Genomic DNA, 19,630 nt, shown 5'->3' on the forward strand with positions numbered 1-19,630 from the left:
AGCATTGCTTCAATGTCGCCAAATACACCCTTCCCATCCGCTAGAGCACAACCATCTGTCACTCATCCCAGAAGTGCCGATTGCTATAGATCTGTGCCGGAGCCTACCAACAAAGCGTTTCCTTTTGCAATCTTTACTCCGAATTGCCCATCAGACATCAGCATAACCGACCCTTCAACAAGGCTAATGTCAGTGTAATTCATGGGGCCAAATGACTGACTGTTGGTCAAAATCCTGTCCAGAATGGCTGCTGGGCTTTGGTATTTTCCTTTCTGTTGCTTCTTTGGCGCGGGCCATGGCGTCTAAATAACGAATTCGCTCCAAGAGCGCCGGGTGGGAGTAGTAGAAACAGGCGTACAGGGGGTGGGGATATAGGTTCGAAAGGTTTTCCCTGGCCATCCCTTTCAAGGCGTTCGCGAGGTCACTGGTCCCCTGCAACAGCCCGGCAGCATAGGAATCCGCTTCCCTTTCAAACCTCCTGGAAACCGCATTGCCTAACGGACCGAGAAATTGATCCGCGACCGCCCACAAAACCCCGACAAGAAGAAGTCCCACAAAGGAGACCACGTGATCAAAACCGAATGTCACAAAGAGAGTGGGCCACTCTATGAGTATTGAAGCCAGATAGAACATAAACAAAGAGAAAAGGCCAAGGAGCAGGATGGTCTTCAATATATGCTTTTTTTTCCAGTGCCCGATTTCATGGGCCAGGATGGCGACAATCTCCTGGTGGCTGTGCGAGGTGAGGAGCGTGTCAAAGAACACAATGCGTTTGGTCTTTGCCAATCCCGTAAAGTAGGCATTAGTGTGACGGCTTCGTTTTCCGGCGTCCATTTCAAACACACCTCCTACGGACAGGCCTCCCCGGACCATGATGTCTTTGACCTTTGCTTCAAGCGCCTCATCTTCTAAAGGATAAAACTTATTGAACCAGGGAGCGATTACAGTCGGATATATTATGAGCAACAGGAGTTGAAAAGCAAAGAATATGAACCATGCCCACAGCCACCAGAGGGCCCCGCCGTGTTCGATCAACAACAGAACCGCAAAAAGCAAGATGCCGCCGATTATTGAGCCAACCACCAAACCTTTTACAATATCGGCAACCCATATCTTAAGTGTCGATGTGTTAAAACCATACCGTTGTTCAATGATAAAGGTCCGGTAGTAATTGAAGGGGAGAGAAACGAACGTCTGAACCACGGCAAGTGCGGCAAAAAAGACCATCCCCGAAGCAATAATGCCGACCCCAAGGCCTTCAATAAGGCTGAGAAACCAGGGTAGCAAGCCGGACAAAATGACAAAGAGAAAAAAAGCGTTGCTGATGCATGAGGCGAAGATACCAAAATTCTGATTCTCAACCGTGTAATCTGTGATTTTGGATAATTTTTCATGGTCGATGTAGCCTTTGAACGGATCAGGGACTGTGTGGCCATACTTCTTGAGGTGACGCACATTCATCCTGGTCAATGCCAGCTCAAGGACCACGCCTGCCATGAAGATGGCAAGATACAAAGCAAGAAGCGGGCTTATCGGGATCATTTGTTGTTGGATATGGCTCATTTCAGTTCAGTTAACAGTAGACGTTCACAGGTTCAGGGTTTCGGTGAACCCTGAATCTCTGATCCAGTGAACAGTTACCTTTAACACAAATCCATTGGCAATTTAACTTATAATCCTATAAGAATTTCGTAACCGTTCACAGGTTACATTTACGCCGTATGGAATTGTTTTGAAAGATGAACATCGAACATCCAACGTCGAATGAAAAACGAATATCCAATACCGAACATTCAACGGCTATTTCTGATGAAGTCGCAAAAAGTCGTCACTCCGGTGAAAACCGGAGTTCAGAGCCTTTGTAACTACCTGCCGCGACGGGCGCGAGCACGGCGGGGCTGAATAAACTGGATTCCGGCTTTCGCCCGCCTGCGGGCCAAAGCCTATGGCGGAGAGCCCGGAATGACAGAAAGAGGTGTTTTTCGACTTTTTACGAGACCGTCATTTCTGTTTCTTCATCTTTTCCCATTCAACATTCGATGTTGGACGTTCGATGTTCGATGTTCATTTTTTTCTAACCGTGAACGGTTACAAAATTTCCAAAAAATCACCAAATTGGGCTCTCACCCTAAAGGTTTTGCGTAAAAAGCCCGAAAACATAGAAGACATCTGTTCGATTGCATCCGGGGTGTTTGAAGGCGATCTACAAGTCCGTAAAGATTGACATTGATGTCTGTCTATCGTAGACTGAATTTGTTTATGAGAGGCAGAAGTCATATTGTCCCCTTGCCAGACAGGTATCCTCATCATGGCCCTTGACCAGCGCAGTGCGGTTCAGACTGTCTGGGCCGTCCTTTTGACGGCAATGGGCGTACTTCTTTGCCTTAAGATGCCTTACGCCCTTCGCCAGGCGCCTGCGTCTGGCTTTTTGAGTTTTGTCCGGTATTTCATCGGCGCATTTCTAATTGTGGGAGGGATCAAGAAACTATATCGACTCTATCTGTCCAAGCCAAAGGAGTCTCCCCCTGAGAAGTAGGTTCCACCATGTGCGGTTTTTCACGGAGGTCTAGGTTTCCATGGTTGTGTTGAAAATGTCCAAAAAACAGGGCTCTGCCAACGGGACTGAGCATGGGTCCGGCCTGAAGCAGGAAGTAGAATACCGTGAAAGGCTTTTGGAAATCACCAACCGTGTCCATGCCGCAAGCAACATTGATGAAATCCTCATAGATCTGAAGGAAGATGTAACCGAACTGTTTGATGCCGAGCGACTCACCGTATATGTCGTGGACGGAATCAAAAAAGAACTGGTTTCCAGGGTAAAATCCGGAGACGAGATCAGCGATATCCGGATACCTATATCCACCACCAGTCTTGCGGGGTACGTGGCTCATAAAGGTGAGTTGGTAAACATCAAAAACGCGCACAATAGGAGCGAACTCTCGTCTATTGACCCAAACCTTTCCTTTGATGAAAGCTGGGACGAAAAGAGCGGATTTCAAACCCGACAGGTCCTGGCCGCCCCCATCAGCTTTCAAAAATACCTCCTCGGAGCCATTCAGATCATCAACCACAAAGACGGTATGGCCTTTACCGAACGCGACGAAGCAACGGTCCAGGAGTTAGCCAAAATACTTGGCATCGCCATCTACAATCAAAAAAGGATGGCAAAAGCGCGCCCGGGCAAGTTCGATTATCTCGTGGAAAATGGGCTGTTGGCTCAAAAAGAACTGGACAAGTCGATTTCAGATGCTCGCCAGACCAGGAAGGATGTTGAGTCCATTCTGTTACAGACCTATAAGATCTCCAAGAAGGAGATCGGCAAAGCCCTGAGCCAGTACTACAGGACACCGTTTGTGGAGTACAGCGAGACACTGCCCATTCCTGGCGAGCTTCTAACAGGACTCAAAGTCTCGTTTATGAAAAGAAACTACTGGGTGCCCATTGGAAAAGATGATGACAAGGTCATCGTCGCTATTGACAATCCTTTTCACCTGCAAAAAATCGACATGATAAAGCCCCTGTTTGCAGGCCAGCCGCTGGCATTTCACGTGGCTCTTAGAGAAGACATCCTCAGTTTCATCAACCTTTTTTTTCAACAGGAAGGTGAACAAAGAGACATTGACGAGATACTCGGCCAGTTAGCGGTTGAGGAAGAAGAGATTGATGAAGCCGAAAAGGGAGTAACTGATGAGGATAGCGCCGTAGTCCAGTTGGTCAACAAGATCATCCTGGATGCATATGCTCGAAATGTCTCTGACATTCATGTAGAACCCTATCATGGAAAAAAGAATACCGAGATTCGATTCAGGACCGACGGTGTTTGCCAGCTTTACCAGACCGTGCCCTACAGCTACCGAAATGCCCTTGTTTCCCGCATCAAGATCATGTCGGATCTGGATATTGCCGAACGCCGCAAGCCCCAGGACGGCAAGATAAAATTCAAGAAGTACGGGGGAAAAAACATCGAGCTTCGCGTGGCCACTGTGCCAACGGCAGGCGGCCTGGAAGACGTGGTGATGCGTATTCTCCATAGTGGCGACCCCCTGCCCCTAAACAAAATAGGGTTTTCCAAGAAGAACTACGAGGATTTCATAAGCTTAATTGTTCAACCTTACGGTCTTGTCTTTGTGTGCGGCCCGACAGGCTCCGGCAAAACGACAACGCTTCATTCTGCCCTTGGATACATCAACAAGCCGGACATCAAGATATGGACTGCAGAAGACCCCGTGGAGATCACCCAGGTGGGTCTGCGCCAGGTTCAGACCCACCACAAGATAGGTTTTGATTTTGCCGCAGCCATGCGCGCATTCCTGAGGGCCGACCCGGATGTGATCATGGTAGGAGAGATGCGGGACAAAGAAACTACGCACATCGGTATTGAGGCGTCCCTTACCGGGCACCTTGTCTTTTCCACCCTCCATACGAACAGCGCCCCCGAAAGCATCACGCGGCTGCTGGACATGGGAATGGATCCCTTTAATTTTGCTGATGCCATACTGGGGATCATGGCCCAGCGACTCGTTCGCACCCTTTGCAAAAAGTGCAAGAAGCCGTATAATCCTTCCCGAGAAGAATATGACGAACTGGTACGCGAGTATGGGCCTGAAGCATTTGAGGCACTGAACATACCCTATTCCAATGATCTGTCTCTCCACAAGCCCACAGGCTGCCCAGAGTGTAACAATTCAGGATATCGGGGCCGCATGGGTATTCATGAGCTCTTGATGGGAACTGACGAGATGAAAAAACTGATTCAGGAAAAAGCAACCATGGAAACGATCCGGGGTCAGGCCATCAAGGACGGAATGACCACCCTGAAACAGGACGGCATTGAGAAGATCTTTGCCGGACACACGGATTTGTTGCAGGTGAGGAAGGTCTGTATTAAGTAGGATTACGAATTCCGAATTTAGGAATTACGAATTGCTCAATTTCCCAATTCCTCAACCCCCCAATCCTCGATGCTTGCTTTCTCAAACTTTCTGAGCTGGCCCTCATAATAGTCCCTCTCTTTGGGGGCGCTGGCCAGGGCCCGCTTGATAGTCCCAATCGCTTTTTGATGCAGTCCGTTGACATGATAGCTTTCGGCCAGGGTATCCAGGATATGCGGCGCTGGATCAAGGGCCGCGGCTTGTTCTGCATAGTCAAGGGCCTTTGTGGGATCTCGGTACTGGCTCCGGTCACACGTTGCGTAGATCCAGGCCAGGTTGTTTAGGGCTTCCGCGTGCTGGGGCGCCAGCTCAATTGATTTTTCATAGGCCATTATGGCCTGACCATAGGCCTTTTCTTGGTAATAAATGGAAGCAAGCATGTAGTGGAGATCGGAATTCGTCGGATTTCGCCTGATTTCCTTGACCAGGACTTTTTCAAGGAAGTGGCTGTTCAAGGTTTTACCCATCTCACCAAAGTTGATAGCATACCCGAAGTGACCCGTGAACAAAAGCCCGGCCACGAATACCGCGATACTCCTTCGCAGTTTCCGGTCGTGGCGGAGTATCCAGCGCCTGTCCATCTCGCATTTGTTCAAAAAATCGATCCGCTGGCGAATACTGAAATGATGCCAGCTTGGTCTGTCGTGAGCTTGGCCGCTATAGGCAGCGATCTTTTCGAGGGACGAAACAAGCCCCCGGCCTGTCCCCAGAAGAGTAAATGCGTGAAGATCTGCCTGTCGTTCACAATTACGCATGAAATAGCCAAAAACATAGCGGAAGTAGATCAGAAGCGTGGCGGCCATGGCCACTGTGAAAAGAATTGATGTGAGAGTGGATAGTTCGCCCCCCTGGCCGCGCATAATGGGAAATGCCAGATTGCCGTACAGGATGGCATAAAGAATAAGGTCAAACACAGCGTATGAAAGAACGATAAAACCCAGAAAAAATACGACATAAAGGACGAGATGCCTTTTCTTGACGTGCCCGATCTCGTGGGCCATGACGGCGTTGATTTCATCATCATCTAGGATTTGCAGAAGGCCTTCGGTCACAAGGATATAACGAAATCTCTTCACGAGCCCCATGACTCCGGCTGTCAGAAGCCTTCCCTGGAAGATAGGCCACCTTAGAATATTGTTGTATCCCAGCTTGGCCCTCTCGCACATGGCTTCGATCAGTTTGCGTTTCGGACCCGGCGGGAGTGGACGACATTGCCAGAAAAACTTAATCAAAGAAGGCGCCACAATGATGAGTGCCGCCAGGAAACATGAAAAGAAAATGAGCTGTCCCTCTGGTTTGGCCAGCAGCCGCCTTGGGGTGTCAAAAGGAAGGAGATTGATGATATCTACGCCTGCTGAGATCAGGAGCCAGGGCAAGATCACGGGAAAGTGAAACCAAATGTTGGAGAGCACATAGGATCGCCTTGAGACATTGGTTCCAAACAGGCGTTGATAGGGCCTGTGGGCAATAGCCCAGATGATCGCGAGGTAGGCGACAAAAAGCACAATAAAAAAAAGGGCTGTCAGGGCTGGCGAAGCCGAAAGGACCGGTATGGCCATGGCGAAGTGTTTGAGGTTTAACACGTAGATATTTACGGAAAAAATCACAATGGCCATGATGGCCTGTCGATTAAACAGCCGGTCGAACCGGCCGTGCAGGCCAGAGGAACCCAGGAGATCGATCTTTCTTGAAAGGGTGCCAAAGGCAGCCCGCGTGGCCGCTACAAATAAGGCCAGGAGAGCCAAAAAGGCAATCAGGGTTTCAAACGGTCCGAAATAAGGCTCCTCAGGGGGGTAATAGGTAGTGTAAATGAGGAGGACTAGAATGAAGTAGATGAAATTGCCAAACATGTGAAGGAATGGTCTCGCAAAACAGAACTAATCCTCAAGATAAGAAACGGGCCGTCGCGTACGCTTGGCCTCACTGCGGCGACGTTTTTCATCCAACCGGCGCCTCTTTGATGCCGGCGTCAGCCTCGTTTTGCGGCGGCTTTTGGGCTTTTCAGCCGCCTTTCGGATCAAAAGGACCAGACGGTCGATCGCGTCCTGACGGTTCCTTTCCTGTTTACGAAACCGCCGGGCATCGATAATCAGCACGCCTCCTTCGGTAATCCGCCTGCCGGCGAGACGCATAAGGCGATTGCGAACGTCATCCGGCAAGGACCGCGAGTTGCCCACGTCGAAGCGGAGCTGCACGGCAGTGGCCACCTTATTGACATTCTGCCCACCCGGTCCGGAGGCGCGGATGAAATCCTCTTGGATTTCGCTCTCGTCAATTGCTATGGTACGTGTGATGTGAATCATGCAAAGGCCTTTACCATCAAAGGTATGGCCACGAATGTCCCCAGGGCGCTGCCCATATTCGTAAATACCACGACGAGCAAAACCCGTGTAATCTTATTTTTCCAAAATCCCTTCACGGACAAGATGTCTTCTGTAAGGCCCTCGAAATCCCTGACTTTTGGTTTTCCCAACACGACCTCTACCAGTCCGGCAACCCAGCCGGCGGCAATCATGGGATTAAGCGATGTCAGGGGAGCGGCGACAATCGCTGACAGGACGGTCAGTGGATGGGCCAATGCCATCCCTGCGCCGAGACCTGCCAGCACACCATTGGCCATGACCCAGGACTTTATCATATGGGTTCCGGCGACAGTTCCTGCGGCAAAAAAGCCCCACATAATCAACCCAAGTATGCCCGCGGGGATGCCCCACTTCAAAAAAGCGGTCAGCTTGGGTTTTGGTGGCATTTCGTCCAGGACGTCCATATCTATTTGCTTTTCCCAACACCTTTTCATGCCAGGAACGTGTCCGGCGCCCACCACGGAGACTATCTTTTTCCCTGGTGCGGTTCTGGTTTTATAGGCAAGGTACTGATCCCGCTCGTCTATCAAGATGCGCCGCAGTTCAGGAAGCGCTTCCCCGATTTCAGAAAGTAGCGTCTCCAGGACGTCCATGTTCTTCATCTTCTCGACGTCCTCCTCTTTGATCTTGTCCACTTCCCCCGCGGAAATAACAAGGTGACCCAACAACTTGATCTTCGTCCAAACGCCCATGAGACGCCACGTTCTCGACAGTGTGGTGCGTATGTCCCTGTCTGCCAAGTGTATTCGGGCGCCAGCTTTTTCGGCAGCTTCAATGGCCTTCATCATCTCCTCACCAGGCTTGATTCCCAGCTTCCGACCGATCCTTTTCTGAAACGATGCGAGCATGAGATTTGACAGGAGAAGAAAGGCCTTTTTCTCTTTAATCACCTTGAGAAGATCCATGTTTTGCCATCGGTCTTTTTGTGTGATGGACTGGTATCTTGACTCGCAGAGTTCAATACAGACCGTTTCCGGCTTTTCCGCCTCGATCACTCTGGTAACCAACTCTGCGCTTTGCCTTGATACGTGGGCCGTGCCTACGAGGATGATTTCCTTTTCTTCAAAGCTCAGTTGGTGTATGTTCTTGTTATTCCACATGATAAAGGCTTTAGGGTAATATAGTTTTTCAGAAAAACAATATTCAGTGATAGCACTCCTAGTAGTACTTCTTCTTCCTTGATAGCTTGCCTACGATCAGTCCAACGAAAAACACACCGCCCCCAGCGAGGAACCACGCTAGTATTCGTCTGCGTATAAGACTCTCATTATCCTGCGTTAGGTCTTCTATCTCTGCTTTCAACTCATCGTTTGCAGTCCGCAGGGCGTCGTTTGCCGTTTTGACTCTATCGCGTTCCGCTACCAACTCAACCACGTTTTTTGATTGACTGACCAACTTGTCATACTTCCCAGCAAGCTGTTTGATCTCATTTTTGGCGCTGAAGGCCTCTTCCCTGCTCTTGCTCGTGCTCTCCCCGGTGGCCTTGAGTTTTTCCAGCAGCACAGTCCGGCCTTTTTCGAGTTCCTCAACCCTTGATTCCAACTGGCCTACCTCTTTTCTCAAACCTGCTATGATTACGGGCTTAGGTGTGTTGGAACTTATGTACTGCTTAGCCACCCACCCTTCTTCGCCCTCTTCTGTTCGCACCCTGAGGTAAGTTTCGTTTTCTTCAAGGATTTCGACAGGGGCGTCCGACTGAAGCATTCTTATCACATTATATTCGCTTCCAGGACCTTCACGTAGAGAAAGTATAAGCATATCCGTTACATATCGTGTGTCAGCATGGGCAGATCGAACAGTGGCAGGCGACAGTGTCAGTAGTGCGAATGGGAGTATGAATATTGCATCCCTGATTCTTGCGTGTTTCATGTCAACTCCCTCCCAACCCGGATAAACCGGAAATCCGCACGGATTTAATCGTCTTGAAAATACATCTAGTTGGCAAAGTTACATTCTACTTTGACGTTGCCGTGCATTATGGTTGATGTGCGCCCCAAAAACAATAAAAATTGCAAGAATTATACCCATGAAAAGGCGTCATTGAAACCCAGTGGCTGCGTAACTCTTGGAGTAGCCAAGCCAATGCCTGCCCGGCGGGTGGTGAACTTCACTTGATGTTCAGCCGGCACCACTTCCTGGCGCCGAAGTGCATTTGCCATCAAAAACCACACCTTCATCGATAAGCACCACCGGGGCACTGAGGTCACCAAAAACTCGGGCTGGCGGATGTAACTCAATCCGATCTGAGGCTCGGATATTGCCCCTTACCTCCCCGCTCACAGTTGCAGTGTGGACAGAAATGTTGGCATTGATCACCGCCTTTTCCCCCACGATCATCGTGCCTCCTTCGCTTTCAATATTGCCGGTGAAATGCCCGTCTAGTCGTACAGTTCCGTTGAATGTCAGAGTCCCTTCCAGTGTCGTTTGCGGGCCTAAAAACGTCTGTATCCCCTTATCTGCCCTTTTTTCCATTTCAGCCCTCCCTTCTGCGAATCCTAAAACCCGTCGCTGCCTGGATACTCTTTGTAACCCGGGTCTTTGAGATGTTTCACAAATACCTTGCAGCCAGATGTCCGTGCTTGCTTTACCAGACTTGAAATCCAGATCTTGGGCGGATAAAAAATCGGTTTGCTCTTTGTCTTTGGCCTTGGGCCTATCATTATCCAGTCAAAACACTCAAGTGTTTGGAAAAGCAACCATTCAAGCAATGGGTCACACGATAGAAATCTAACTGACGTCTCAATGCGAGAAAAACATTCCAGTGCTGGTTCGACCTCTTTCTGTGTATCAACTTTAACCCCAACCCAACAGTTGAGAGGGAATTCAAGCTCCAAATATCGTCTTGGATTCTTGGTCTGCAAGATATAGTTCCATTGTGGCGTATCCCTCACTATATCCAAAACAGCCTCGATATGCTCTTTTTCCACCCAATCACCAAACATGTCCCCCATGGTGCCCAGAAATACGTTCCTGTTTCCCGAAACGTTGCTTTCCGGGATCGGCGTGTTGTGCGGCGCATCAAATCTGTCAGGCCATAAGTGGGGTTTAAAGGAACTGTAGCCCTCCTCACGGGTACGCGAGTATAGCTTCCGTGCCTTTTCTATGCCATGACAATAGCTGCAATCGTGCTCACAACCGGTAATGGGATCCCATGACCATTTGCACCATTGGCGAATGCTCTTATCCTCTTGTCGATCAAATACGGTCATTAACCTCAGGCCCGTGCTCCCCTGTTCAATGTCAATCACGCCCAATATCAAAATGTCATTAGGCGCTTTTCATAAATGATAACCTCTTCATATCCAAAGATGGCATTTAGGTGGTGTAGCAAGGCATGCCCGCCCTCTTTCTGCCATAACTTTTCAACAGACTCATTTACTTCGCCATAAAAGGCCAGAATTCCTCTGAGAAATTGAGGCCTTTCCCCACTGGAAGCCTGCTGATCTGAAATGTCCGTGATCAGAGTTAGCCACATTCGACTTACGCCCATGATAAAATAAGGCCATGATTTCCTGATCGGTGATGACCACTTCGGATCACAAGTATCCTCGATATCGGCCTTACTAACCCAGTCTGTGTCATCGTATCTATCTTCGATGATCACACCAGCGCTTTTCATCTCTTTCAAGCATACATCAGACTTGATTGAATCGTAAATTCGGTTTGCCGTCTCGGCAGAAGAATAGAAAATAAAACTGAACTGATGTCCGGACTGGTCTCTGATTGCCCTTCGGTGAAATCGCCAGAGAATGATACTATCTTTGTACTGATACAATACGGGTGACAGGACCTTGTGAGCCAGCAACAGGTCCACGTGCCAGGATGGCTCCGCATCCTGGGGCCATTTCACGAGAAAGCGAACATTCCACCAACCGTTCCGGGTGCCTTCCACTCTGTCTTCTGTTGGCCTCAAGTTCGACAAATTGGCGGGACGAACAGATGCACAACCTGCCATCACTAACGTTATGAACACTGCAGCCGCCAGCAAATAGGCTGACTCTTTTATCTGAGGCACAAGCGCCCTCCTGCCGATGTATCACTCTGTTGCAGGCATACTCTTTTCTCGACTTCAATTAATTCTCAGAACCTTCGCTCCCCGGATTTTTCTCTCTCTGAGCTCCAGCAACGCCTTGTTTGCATCTTCAAGCGCAAATTCCTGAACCTCAGGTTTAATTGGAATTTCTGCCGCCAATTCCAAGAATTCGCTGACATCTCTCCTGGCCACATTGGCTACACTCTTTATCTCCTTCTCAAGCCAGAGATGAGCAGGGTAATCCATCTTCAAAAGATACTCCTTGTCCCGCTCTTCTTTACGAATCGCATTTATAACCAACCTACCCCCGCTTTTCAAATTTTTCAAGGCTTCGACAATCGGTTTCCACGCTGGTGTAGTGTCAATCACACAATCTAGTTTTTCTGGAGGGACGTCTGCCGTGTCACCCGACCAGACGGCGCCGAGTTCCTTGGCAAAATCCCTTTCCTTTTCACTTCTGGCAAAAACGAAGACCTTGGAGCTCGGATACCTGTGGCTTGCCATTTTAAGCACAAGGTGAGCCGAAGCCCCAAATCCGGTGAGCCCAAGGCTCTGTCCATCTTTGATACCGGTCAATCTCAGAGACCGGTAGCCAATCGCCCCTGCACACAGGAGGGGAGCCGCTTCCGAATCAGAGAATACGTCCGGGATCTTGTAGGCGAAATCCTCCAAAACGGTCATGCACTGTGCATATCCACCGTTGGCATCCCTGCCGGTCGCCTTGAAATCTTCGCATAGGTTCTCGCTGCCTTGCAGGCAAAACTTGCATTTTCCGCAGGCTGAATAAATCCAGCCAATCCCCACCCTGTCTCCAATCTTGAACTTGCTTGTTTCGGCGCCGGTCTTATCCACTGTGCCAACAACCTGATGGCCCAGAACAACTGGAAAGCGCGGCGGGGGCGTCCGGCCTTCAATTTCATCCAACTCCGTATGACAGACGCCGCAGACTGAGACTCGTACCAGGACTTTCTTGCCTTGTGGAACCGGAGCCGGCAGATCTACGAGCGCCAGCGGGCTCCTGTTCTCTTTGAGGCTACAAATCTTATTCAAGACCATTGCCTTCATTCCGTTTGACCTCCTCTTCTGAGCATCATAGTATTGCAACAGTTGAAAAAAATATTATAAATACTGTATGGTTGTCAAGAATATGAAATTGCGTCATATCGTCTTTATCATCCTTGGGCTGGGAGCAACGATAATAACCGGGGCCTCCGTGGGCTTTTTTTTCGCCCTCACACGGGATTTGCCCCAAATTCAAAGCCTGGGGACTTTTAAGCCAGCGGCTATCACTCGCATCTATTCAGCCGACAAGGAGTTGCTGGCCGAACGTTTCATCGAAAAGCGTGACCCCGTATCGCTCCGCGTGATACCGGATTATCTTAAGCAGGCGGTTATTGCCACAGAAGACCGCCAATTTTATGACCATCCCGGCTTCGATTTAAAAGGCGTCCTCCGTGCCCTCATCAAGAATATCAGGGCCGGAGACTATGTGGAAGGCGCCAGCACTATTACCCAGCAGCTCGCCAAAACCCTCTTTCTCACCTCGCGAAAAACCATCATGCGAAAACTCAAAGAGGCCTTTCTGGCTTTTCAAATTGAGCGCCGTTATACCAAAAACGAAATTCTGGAACTTTATTTGAATCAGGTCTATTTTGGGAGCGGGGCCTATGGTGTTGAAGCCGCATCGCAGGTCTTTTTCGGAAAATCGGTGCGGGAGTTGACGCTTGCTGAATGCGCATTGATTGCAGGCATGCCCAAATCACCCACCCGTTACTCACCTCTGATCAATCAGCCCCTCGCTCTCAAACGGCGGGCCGTAGTGCTGCAGCAAATGGCTCGGAACGGCCTCATCACGGAAGAACAGCTCAAGACAGCCAGAGCGTCACCTCTTAAGCTGCCTGACCGAGAAGCCAATTTGCTCAAGGCTCCTTATTTTGTGGCTTTCGTGACTGGTTTTCTGGAAAAAGAGCTGGGCGAGGCAGCATTGCGTAGGACAGGGCTCACGGTATACACGACCCTCAATTACGCTACGCAGAAGGCTGCAGAAAAGGCTGTAAGCCTGGGACTGGAACGACTTTCGGCCCGCATGGAAAAACGTGGTTTACTCGATGGGCGCTGCCCACAGGCGGGCCTGATCTGTCTGGATGTAAGCCGTGGGGCGATTCTTGCCATGGTCGGAGGCCGCAGCTTCAGGGAGAATCGCTTCAACCGCGCCACCATGGCCAGAAGACAGGCGGGTTCTGCATTCAAGCCACTGGTTTATGCCCTTGCGGTTGAAAAGGGTTTTGGCCAAAACGGGATGCTCTGGGATGGGCCGGTGGTGTTTAAGGGAGCCAGAGAAGGTCAGGATTGGACGCCAAGAAATTTTTCTGGAAAATACATGGGTGAAATAACCCTTCGGAAAGCCTTGGCTTTGTCCAAGAATATTCCGGCAGTGAAACTCCTTAACAAACTCGGACCAACGACTGCTGTGCAATTTGCTCACAGAATGGGAATAGCCCCCCCCCTTGATCCGAACCTCTCGCTGGTCCTTGGAACCTCAGAGGTGACACTCCTTGATTTGACCGCCGCCTACGCCGTGTTTCCAAATGGGGGAGTCTGGACCCGACCCTTTGGAATTGTTGAGATCCTGGACAGGGAAGGACGATCCCTGTGGAGGGAAAAGCCGCAGATGCGACCTGCCGTAAGCCCCGAGACCGCAGCCGTCACATTGGATATGTTAAGGGCCGTGGTAGAGGAGGGAACTGGCAAAGCGGCCAAGCGTATTGGACGGCCGTTGGGCGGCAAGACCGGCACCACGGATTGTTACAAGGATGCGCTCTTTATAGGGTTTTCTCCCACTATCGCAACGGGAGTCTGGGTGGGTCTGGACCATCACACCACCCTGGGAGACAAGGAAACAGGGGCTAAGGCCGCCCTGCCAATATGGATTCATTTCATGGAACAAGTTCTCAAGGGGCGGCCGTATCATGATTTTGACTTGCCTGAAGGCGTGTTAAGGGTTCGTATGGATGCTGAATCCGGCCTTCTTGCCTCCGAAGACTGCCCAAATGCAGTTACCGCTGTGTTTAAGAAGGGAACAGAACCGAAACAATATTGCAAGCATGCCGCAAGCACCGGCCTTGGTGGACTCTGATGGAAAAAACGTGAGGGGGGCCGTTGATGGGTGCTAGCCTGGGCCTTGCTCCTGAGACTCGGCGCGAGACGCAGGCTTCAGAAGATAGTCGGGCTTGATGTGACTCATGGATCGAAAGATGTTTCCCTTTATTTTCTTGTTCGTCAGGTACAATCGGCCGAGCATGTTCTTGATCTCCAGGCGCTTTGACGTCTTTGCCGTGGGACACGGATTGGGAAACTCGGGAAACCGGTGATCCTCTGCGAAGCGACTGATCGCCTGCTCATCCAAGTGAGCCAGCGGCCTGATCACCGCCAGTTTTCCTTTAAAGAAGGACTGGTACGGAATCATGGTGCTTATCTGTCCGCCGTAACAGATGTTCAAGAACAGGGTTTCTATGATGTCATCCATATTGTGACCGAGGGCAAGTTTATTACAACCAAGTTGGTCGGCAAGTTCAAAGAGTCTTTTTCTTCGAAGACGGGCGCAGAGAAAGCAAGGGTTTTCGCGATTTTCGTCGCTGTGTCCCTGTCTTCCATAGTCGGTATACTCAACCCGCAAGGGATAGCCCATTTTCTTGCAGTAATCTTCAATAAGGCAGGCTGGACTTTCTTCAAAGCCCAGATCTATGTGGACAGCGACCAGTGAATAATTGATAGGAATGCGGGACAACCGCTCCTGGAGAACCCACAAAAGCGTAAAGCTGTCTTTTCCGCCGGATAGACCCACTGCAATCCCGTCCCCGTCAGCTATCATATCATAGTGATGTATGGCCTGGCCAACAGCCCGCCGCATGGCCCTGTCCCTGAAGCGAGACATCAAGCCCTCTTATGTCTCCTCTTCGTCTTGTGTTTTTTCCAGTTCAACGCGAACCTTTCCTGCGGCGATTTCACGCAAAGAGATGACGACGTCTTCGTTTTTGGGCGAGTGTACCAAATATTGGGCACCTTCGCGCATTTGCCGAACGCGCTTGGCGGCGGCATGAACCAGCATGAAGCGGTTGTGACCCCGCCTCAAGCAGTCTTCGACGGTTACGCGAGCCATTATAAAACCTCCTTGAAAAGTAAAAGCTTACAAGTCCTGAGCCTAATACTATAAAATAACCATGAGGCGATCCATGTCAACCCCACAAAGGGGATAGTGCTGTTCCCTAGAGGGCAAGTCGAACCGTGTAGATGTCACCGGTCTCCACCACGCGCAGTTGGAGTCTCAACTCTCCCGCTCCCCGGGCTTCGCCGGGAAAGAAAATGAATCCATGGGCAATTGAGTGGGGCTCAATAGGCTTGTTTTCCATGGATTTGCCCATGAGATCATCGGAGATCTCGGCCCGTGCCTCCCCTTCCGAGCTGGCGGCTTTTGCCCCGCCCATCGTTGCGCCGATGGCTGCACCTAAGGCCGCGCCTTTCCCGGCCGCGCTCCCGACATTTGAACCGCCGATAATGCCGATGGCAGCCCCCAACAAGGCCCCTCCCACAGCAGATAAAATGCCAGGTTTAACTCCTGCCTTTGCGATGCGCGTCATGTCTGATTTCTTGCTCACCCGGTCATATGCAAGGCTGGAGTCCAAGATCGACCACAGATTGTTCTCTCCGTCAATCAAAAACGTCTGTGAAGGTTCAATCTCCATGGAATAGTCGCCCAAATTATCAAGGATTACCTGCACAGGATATAGACCTGCTCCTCTAATATCCCACCCAAAGGCCTTCTTGGCCTCCCGGGTATCGTCATAAGCCCTTGCAGCAACGGTGGCTCCAGCCACTTTCGTGGCATTTGGAAAAGCCGCCGGCATTTTGAACGGCACAACCTGTCTCTTGTGGCTCGTGCAACCTCCAATCAGAAAAAAAATCACTATGCAGTAAGAAAAAACCGTGCGACCTGTCATCACAACCCTCCTTTAATTTCCAGCAAGGCAAACAGCATAGAGCGGACCATAGATTAATTATACGCCCTGGAATTTTTACTTGGGGCGAAGCCCCTAAGGTCCTACCTACGAGGTACGGATGTCAATCAATTCATATTGCCTTCTGCCACCAGGGGCCTGAACCACAATTTCATCCCCAATCGTCTTTCCGATCATGGCCCTGCCAACAGGAGAGGAAACAGATATCCTACGCTGACTCACATCTGACTCGTCAGTCCCCACAAGCTGATACTGAACCTTTTCCTCAGTCTCCAAGTTTTCCAGCACAACCGTGCAACCAAAAACCACGCAATCCGTCCTCACGGTCTTCGGGTCAATCACATCAGCACTGGCAATCTTATGTTCAAGTTCGCTGATCTTACCCTCAACAAAGCCCTGCCGTTCCTTGGCAGCATCATATTCTGCGTTCTCAGAAAGATCGCCATGGGCCCGGGCCTCTGCGATGGCCCTTATAACCTCTGGCCTCTCAACGCTCTTCAGATGTCTAACCTGCTCCTTTAGAGCCTCATAGCCCACTTTTGTGATTGGTATGCGATTCAAGGCAATACTCCTTGTCTTCGTAAGTTCTCAATAACCCAGAGGCATGAAGGTTTTTTCTGGAAGGCGATATCCTTTCACAGATACTCTCGCGCGAGAAGCTCCGCTATCTGCACGGCATTGGTGGCTGCCCCCTTGCGTATGTTGTCCGACACGATCCACATGTTAATACCATTTGCAATAGACTCATCGGCCCTGATTCGCCCCACAAAGGTGTCATCCTTTCCGGCAGCGTCAATAGCCATGGGGTAGAGATTCTGTGAAGGGTCGTCCACTACCGTCACACCCGGGGCATTCTCCAGCAGGTCCCGAACATCTTCTGGGGCAATGCGTTCGCGTGTTTCAATATTGACCGACTCGGAATGGCTGTAGAAAACAGGCACCCGGACCGCGGTGGCTGTGATTCCAATAGTATCGTCTTCCAGAATCTTCCTTGTCTCATGGACCATCTTCATCTCTTCCTTAGTATACCCGCCGTCAAGAAAGACATCAATGTGCGGTAGACAGTTGAAGGCAATTCTATGAGGATAGACCCTTTTCTCCGGCTCAGCAGAGTTGATAATCGCCTTGGTCTGGTCGTAGAGTTCGTCAATTGCTTTCTTGCCCGTGCCGGAAACGGCCTGATAAGTGGATACCACAATCCGTTTGATGCCCGCCTTTGCGTGAATGGGCGCCAGCGCCACTACCATCTGGATAGTGGAGCAGTTCGGATTGGCTATAATGCCCTTGTTCCCATAATTGGCTGTTGCCCCGGGATTCACCTCCGGAACGACCAGGGGCACACCAGGGTCCATGCGCCATGCAGAAGAGTTATCAACAACCACACAGCCATCCCGGGCGGCAATTGGCGCAAACTGCTGACTGGTGGCGCCGCCGGCAGAAAAGATCCCGATGTCTACTCCCTTGAATGAGGTCTCTGTTAGTCCTTCCACCGGAATCTCCTCGCCTTTGAACCGGAGTGTGCGGCCGGCAGATTTGGCAGTAGCCAGCAGCTTAAGATTATTGACAGGGAAATCCCTTTCTTCAAGGCAAGCCACCATCTGGTTTCCCACCGCACCGGTGGCCCCAGCCACGGCCACATTGAACAACTTGCCCATTCTTCACTCTCCCTCAATAGATTCCACAATCAAGTCTCCCACCTCTGACGTGGAATGCCCCATTTGGCCTGCTCCTGCGCCCTTGAGGTCATCTCGCAAGACCTTGATAACGGCCCTTTCGATCATCTGGGCGGCCTCCGGCTCACCAAGGGTTTCGAGCATAAGCTTGGCAGCCAGAATTGCTCCTATTGGATTAATGATATTTTGGCCCGTGTATTTTGGCGCAGAACCCCCGATCGGCTCAAACATAGAAATCCCCTCCGGATTAATGTTTCCGCCGGCCGCAACGCCCATGCCACCCTGGAGCATTGCGCCCAGATCGGTAATAATGTCACCGAACATGTTCTCGGTCACAATGACGTCAAACCATTCCGGATTCTTGATCATCCACATACACAGAGCGTCCACATGAACATAGTCGGTTTCAATATCCGGGTAGGATTCTCCCACCTCGTTGAATGTGCGTTCCCACAGGTCAAAGGTATAGGTCAAAACATTGGTCTTTCCACACAGTGTCAGTTTCTTGGCCCGGCCCCGGCGCCTGCAGGCCTCAAAGGCATACCGAATACAGCGTTCAACTCCCATACGCGTGCTGATGGACTCCTGGATAGCCACTTCATGGGGCGTTCCCCGCCTCAGAATGCCGCCCGTGCCTGCATAGAGGCCTTCTGTATTTTCACGCACGACCACAAAGTCAATCTCATCAGGTCCCTTGTGCTTTATGGGAGTCTCGACACCAGGATAGAGCCTTACGGGTCTCAGATTAATGTATTGATCCAACTCAAACCGGAGTCTTAAGAGGACCCCCTTCTCCAGGATACCCGGCGTCACATCCGGATCACCGATGGCCCCTAGATACATGGCGTCACATCCTTTTATCGATTCAAGGACTCCGTCAGGCAGGGTTTCCCCTGTCTCCTTGTAATGTTTGCCACCCAGGCTGAAGTAACGAAAGGCAAGCTCAAAGCCTTTCTTGCCGGAAACAGCTTCAAGAACCTTCAATCCCTCGGCAACCACCTCAGGGCCTGTGCCATCGCCTGGGATAACGGCTATGTCATAGTCTCTTGGCGTCACGGTTACGAAATCTCCTTATCCATTGTGAGGGTTTTGTGCATATCTCTATGCTCGGTCTTGCTCCTGTTTCTGCTTCAGCACATACGGCATGAGTCCACCAGCCTTGATAAGCCCCTGCATAAAAGGAGGGATCGCCTTTGCAGAGAAGTGCCGCCCGTTTGTATGGTCGGTAATCTCGCCCGTATCCGGGTTGACGGATATCCGGTCGCCCGTCCTAATTCCCTCGGATACCCCCGGCGCTTCAAAGATCGCCAGTCCCATGTTAAATGCATTTCTATAGAAAATCCGGGCAAAGCTCTCTGCCACCACACACGAGATGCCGGCCCCTTTTATGGCCATGGGTGCATGCTCACGCGAGGAGCCGCAGCCAAAATTCTTGCCGGCCACAATGATATCCCCTGGCCCCACCTTTGCAGAAAAAGCGGGATCCACGCCTTCCATGCAGTGCTTGCCCAGTTCTTCACTGTCTGCCGTAACAAGGTACGGGGCCGGAATTATCACATCAGTATCAACATTGTCACCGAATTTCCAGACAGCGCCTTCAATTGTCATCAGCGGT

19 protein-coding genes are annotated in these 19,630 nt (G+C 50.6%); 3 read left to right on the forward strand and 16 right to left on the reverse strand.

Annotated features, from left to right (window positions below; translation table 11 throughout):
- Positions 1 to 189 precede the first annotated feature (189 nt).
- On the reverse strand, positions 190 to 1,563 hold the full coding sequence (locus JW883_08020; protein MBN1842210.1) for a M48 family metallopeptidase: 1,374 nt from the start codon (positions 1,561 to 1,563) through the stop codon (positions 190 to 192).
- A 745-nt stretch (positions 1,564 to 2,308) separates the two neighbouring features.
- Here JW883_08020 and JW883_08025 point away from each other — a divergent pair.
- Positions 2,309 to 2,536, forward strand: a complete 228-nt coding sequence (locus JW883_08025; GenBank protein MBN1842211.1) for a hypothetical protein — start codon at positions 2,309 to 2,311, stop codon at positions 2,534 to 2,536.
- A gap of 40 nt (positions 2,537 to 2,576) precedes the next feature.
- Positions 2,577 to 4,892 carry a GspE/PulE family protein gene (locus tag JW883_08030; protein ID MBN1842212.1) on the forward strand — a complete coding sequence of 772 codons (2,316 nt, stop codon included), beginning with the start codon at positions 2,577 to 2,579 and terminating at the stop codon, positions 4,890 to 4,892.
- Positions 4,893 to 4,927: 35 nt separating this feature from the next.
- Here the strand turns inward: JW883_08030 and JW883_08035 are convergent, their stop codons facing one another.
- From JW883_08035 to JW883_08070, 8 genes are all read right to left on the reverse strand, one after another.
- On the reverse strand, positions 4,928 to 6,781 hold the full coding sequence (locus JW883_08035; GenBank protein MBN1842213.1) for a M48 family metalloprotease: 1,854 nt from the start codon (positions 6,779 to 6,781) through the stop codon (positions 4,928 to 4,930).
- A gap of 27 nt (positions 6,782 to 6,808) precedes the next feature.
- Complete coding sequence (gene arfB, locus JW883_08040; protein MBN1842214.1) at positions 6,809 to 7,234, reverse strand: aminoacyl-tRNA hydrolase; 426 nt, start codon at positions 7,232 to 7,234, stop codon at positions 6,809 to 6,811.
- Positions 7,231 to 8,394, reverse strand: a complete 1,164-nt coding sequence (locus JW883_08045) for a TraB/GumN family protein (protein ID MBN1842215.1) — start codon at positions 8,392 to 8,394, stop codon at positions 7,231 to 7,233. The genes arfB and JW883_08045 overlap by 4 nt, the downstream gene beginning before the upstream one ends.
- A gap of 58 nt (positions 8,395 to 8,452) precedes the next feature.
- Positions 8,453 to 9,163, reverse strand: coding sequence for a TIGR04211 family SH3 domain-containing protein (locus JW883_08050; GenBank protein ID MBN1842216.1), 711 nt, complete (start codon positions 9,161 to 9,163; stop codon positions 8,453 to 8,455).
- A gap of 249 nt (positions 9,164 to 9,412) precedes the next feature.
- Positions 9,413 to 9,766: a polymer-forming cytoskeletal protein gene (locus JW883_08055; protein ID MBN1842217.1), complete on the reverse strand. Its 354-nt coding sequence runs from the start codon at positions 9,764 to 9,766 to the stop codon at positions 9,413 to 9,415.
- A 23-nt stretch (positions 9,767 to 9,789) separates the two neighbouring features.
- A complete protein-coding gene (locus JW883_08060; GenBank protein ID MBN1842218.1) occupies positions 9,790 to 10,542 on the reverse strand; it encodes a DUF5131 family protein in 753 nt (250 codons plus the stop codon).
- Positions 10,543 to 10,550: 8 nt separating this feature from the next.
- Positions 10,551 to 11,309 (reverse strand): hypothetical protein, encoded by a 759-nt coding sequence (locus JW883_08065; GenBank protein ID MBN1842219.1) that lies wholly within the window; start codon positions 11,307 to 11,309, stop codon positions 10,551 to 10,553.
- A gap of 54 nt (positions 11,310 to 11,363) precedes the next feature.
- The gene (locus JW883_08070) at positions 11,364 to 12,392 is read right to left on the reverse strand and encodes a zinc-dependent alcohol dehydrogenase family protein (GenBank protein ID MBN1842220.1); all 1,029 of its coding nucleotides are present in this window, start codon (positions 12,390 to 12,392) and stop codon (positions 11,364 to 11,366) included.
- A gap of 82 nt (positions 12,393 to 12,474) precedes the next feature.
- Between JW883_08070 and JW883_08075 the strand changes: the two genes are divergently transcribed.
- Complete coding sequence (locus tag JW883_08075) at positions 12,475 to 14,463, forward strand: PBP1A family penicillin-binding protein (GenBank protein ID MBN1842221.1); 1,989 nt, start codon at positions 12,475 to 12,477, stop codon at positions 14,461 to 14,463.
- Between the two features lie 33 nt (positions 14,464 to 14,496).
- Here the strand turns inward: JW883_08075 and JW883_08080 are convergent, their stop codons facing one another.
- The 7 genes from JW883_08080 to JW883_08110 form a co-directional block, all read right to left on the reverse strand.
- Positions 14,497 to 15,261 (reverse strand): tRNA 2-thiocytidine(32) synthetase TtcA, encoded by a 765-nt coding sequence (locus JW883_08080; protein ID MBN1842222.1) that lies wholly within the window; start codon positions 15,259 to 15,261, stop codon positions 14,497 to 14,499.
- A gap of 9 nt (positions 15,262 to 15,270) precedes the next feature.
- Positions 15,271 to 15,486: a DNA-directed RNA polymerase subunit omega gene (locus JW883_08085; GenBank protein MBN1842223.1), complete on the reverse strand. Its 216-nt coding sequence runs from the start codon at positions 15,484 to 15,486 to the stop codon at positions 15,271 to 15,273.
- Positions 15,487 to 15,592: 106 nt separating this feature from the next.
- Positions 15,593 to 16,324, reverse strand: a complete 732-nt coding sequence (locus JW883_08090; protein ID MBN1842224.1) for a hypothetical protein — start codon at positions 16,322 to 16,324, stop codon at positions 15,593 to 15,595.
- A gap of 105 nt (positions 16,325 to 16,429) precedes the next feature.
- The gene (greA, locus tag JW883_08095) at positions 16,430 to 16,903 is read right to left on the reverse strand and encodes a transcription elongation factor GreA (protein ID MBN1842225.1); all 474 of its coding nucleotides are present in this window, start codon (positions 16,901 to 16,903) and stop codon (positions 16,430 to 16,432) included.
- Positions 16,904 to 16,977: 74 nt separating this feature from the next.
- Positions 16,978 to 17,997 (reverse strand): aspartate-semialdehyde dehydrogenase, encoded by a 1,020-nt coding sequence (locus JW883_08100; GenBank protein ID MBN1842226.1) that lies wholly within the window; start codon positions 17,995 to 17,997, stop codon positions 16,978 to 16,980.
- A 3-nt stretch (positions 17,998 to 18,000) separates the two neighbouring features.
- Positions 18,001 to 19,071, reverse strand: coding sequence for a 3-isopropylmalate dehydrogenase (locus JW883_08105; protein ID MBN1842227.1), 1,071 nt, complete (start codon positions 19,069 to 19,071; stop codon positions 18,001 to 18,003).
- A gap of 45 nt (positions 19,072 to 19,116) precedes the next feature.
- A complete protein-coding gene (locus tag JW883_08110; protein MBN1842228.1) occupies positions 19,117 to 19,623 on the reverse strand; it encodes a 3-isopropylmalate dehydratase small subunit in 507 nt (168 codons plus the stop codon).
- Positions 19,624 to 19,630: the final 7 nt, after the last annotated feature.

This window comes from Deltaproteobacteria bacterium (genome assembly GCA_016930875.1).
Classification (GTDB): Bacteria; Desulfobacterota; Desulfobacteria; order Desulfobacterales.

What these genes read in the sequence shown, in the direction of transcription:
- JW883_08085 (MBN1842223.1), bottom strand. Translation starts at nt 15,486, where the DNA reads ATGGCTCGCGTAACCGTCGAAGACTGCTTGAGGCGGGGTCACAACCGC.
- JW883_08070 (MBN1842220.1), bottom strand. Translation starts at nt 12,392, where the DNA reads ATGAAGGCAATGGTCTTGAATAAGATTTGTAGCCTCAAAGAGAACAGG.
- JW883_08045 (MBN1842215.1), bottom strand. Translation starts at nt 8,394, where the DNA reads ATGTGGAATAACAAGAACATACACCAACTGAGCTTTGAAGAAAAGGAA.
- JW883_08110 (MBN1842228.1), bottom strand. Translation starts at nt 19,623, where the DNA reads ATGACAATTGAAGGCGCTGTCTGGAAATTCGGTGACAATGTTGATACT.
- JW883_08090 (MBN1842224.1), bottom strand. Translation starts at nt 16,324, where the DNA reads ATGACAGGTCGCACGGTTTTTTCTTACTGCATAGTGATTTTTTTTCTG.
- JW883_08020 (MBN1842210.1), bottom strand. Translation starts at nt 1,563, where the DNA reads ATGAGCCATATCCAACAACAAATGATCCCGATAAGCCCGCTTCTTGCT.
- JW883_08050 (MBN1842216.1), bottom strand. Translation starts at nt 9,163, where the DNA reads ATGAAACACGCAAGAATCAGGGATGCAATATTCATACTCCCATTCGCA.
- JW883_08055 (MBN1842217.1), bottom strand. Translation starts at nt 9,766, where the DNA reads ATGGAAAAAAGGGCAGATAAGGGGATACAGACGTTTTTAGGCCCGCAA.
- arfB (MBN1842214.1), bottom strand. Translation starts at nt 7,234, where the DNA reads ATGATTCACATCACACGTACCATAGCAATTGACGAGAGCGAAATCCAA.
- JW883_08075 (MBN1842221.1), top strand. Translation starts at nt 12,475, where the DNA reads ATGAAATTGCGTCATATCGTCTTTATCATCCTTGGGCTGGGAGCAACG.
- JW883_08030 (MBN1842212.1), top strand. Translation starts at nt 2,577, where the DNA reads ATGGTTGTGTTGAAAATGTCCAAAAAACAGGGCTCTGCCAACGGGACT.
- JW883_08080 (MBN1842222.1), bottom strand. Translation starts at nt 15,261, where the DNA reads ATGTCTCGCTTCAGGGACAGGGCCATGCGGCGGGCTGTTGGCCAGGCC.
- JW883_08025 (MBN1842211.1), top strand. Translation starts at nt 2,309, where the DNA reads ATGGCCCTTGACCAGCGCAGTGCGGTTCAGACTGTCTGGGCCGTCCTT.
- JW883_08035 (MBN1842213.1), bottom strand. Translation starts at nt 6,781, where the DNA reads ATGTTTGGCAATTTCATCTACTTCATTCTAGTCCTCCTCATTTACACT.
- JW883_08100 (MBN1842226.1), bottom strand. Translation starts at nt 17,997, where the DNA reads ATGGGCAAGTTGTTCAATGTGGCCGTGGCTGGGGCCACCGGTGCGGTG.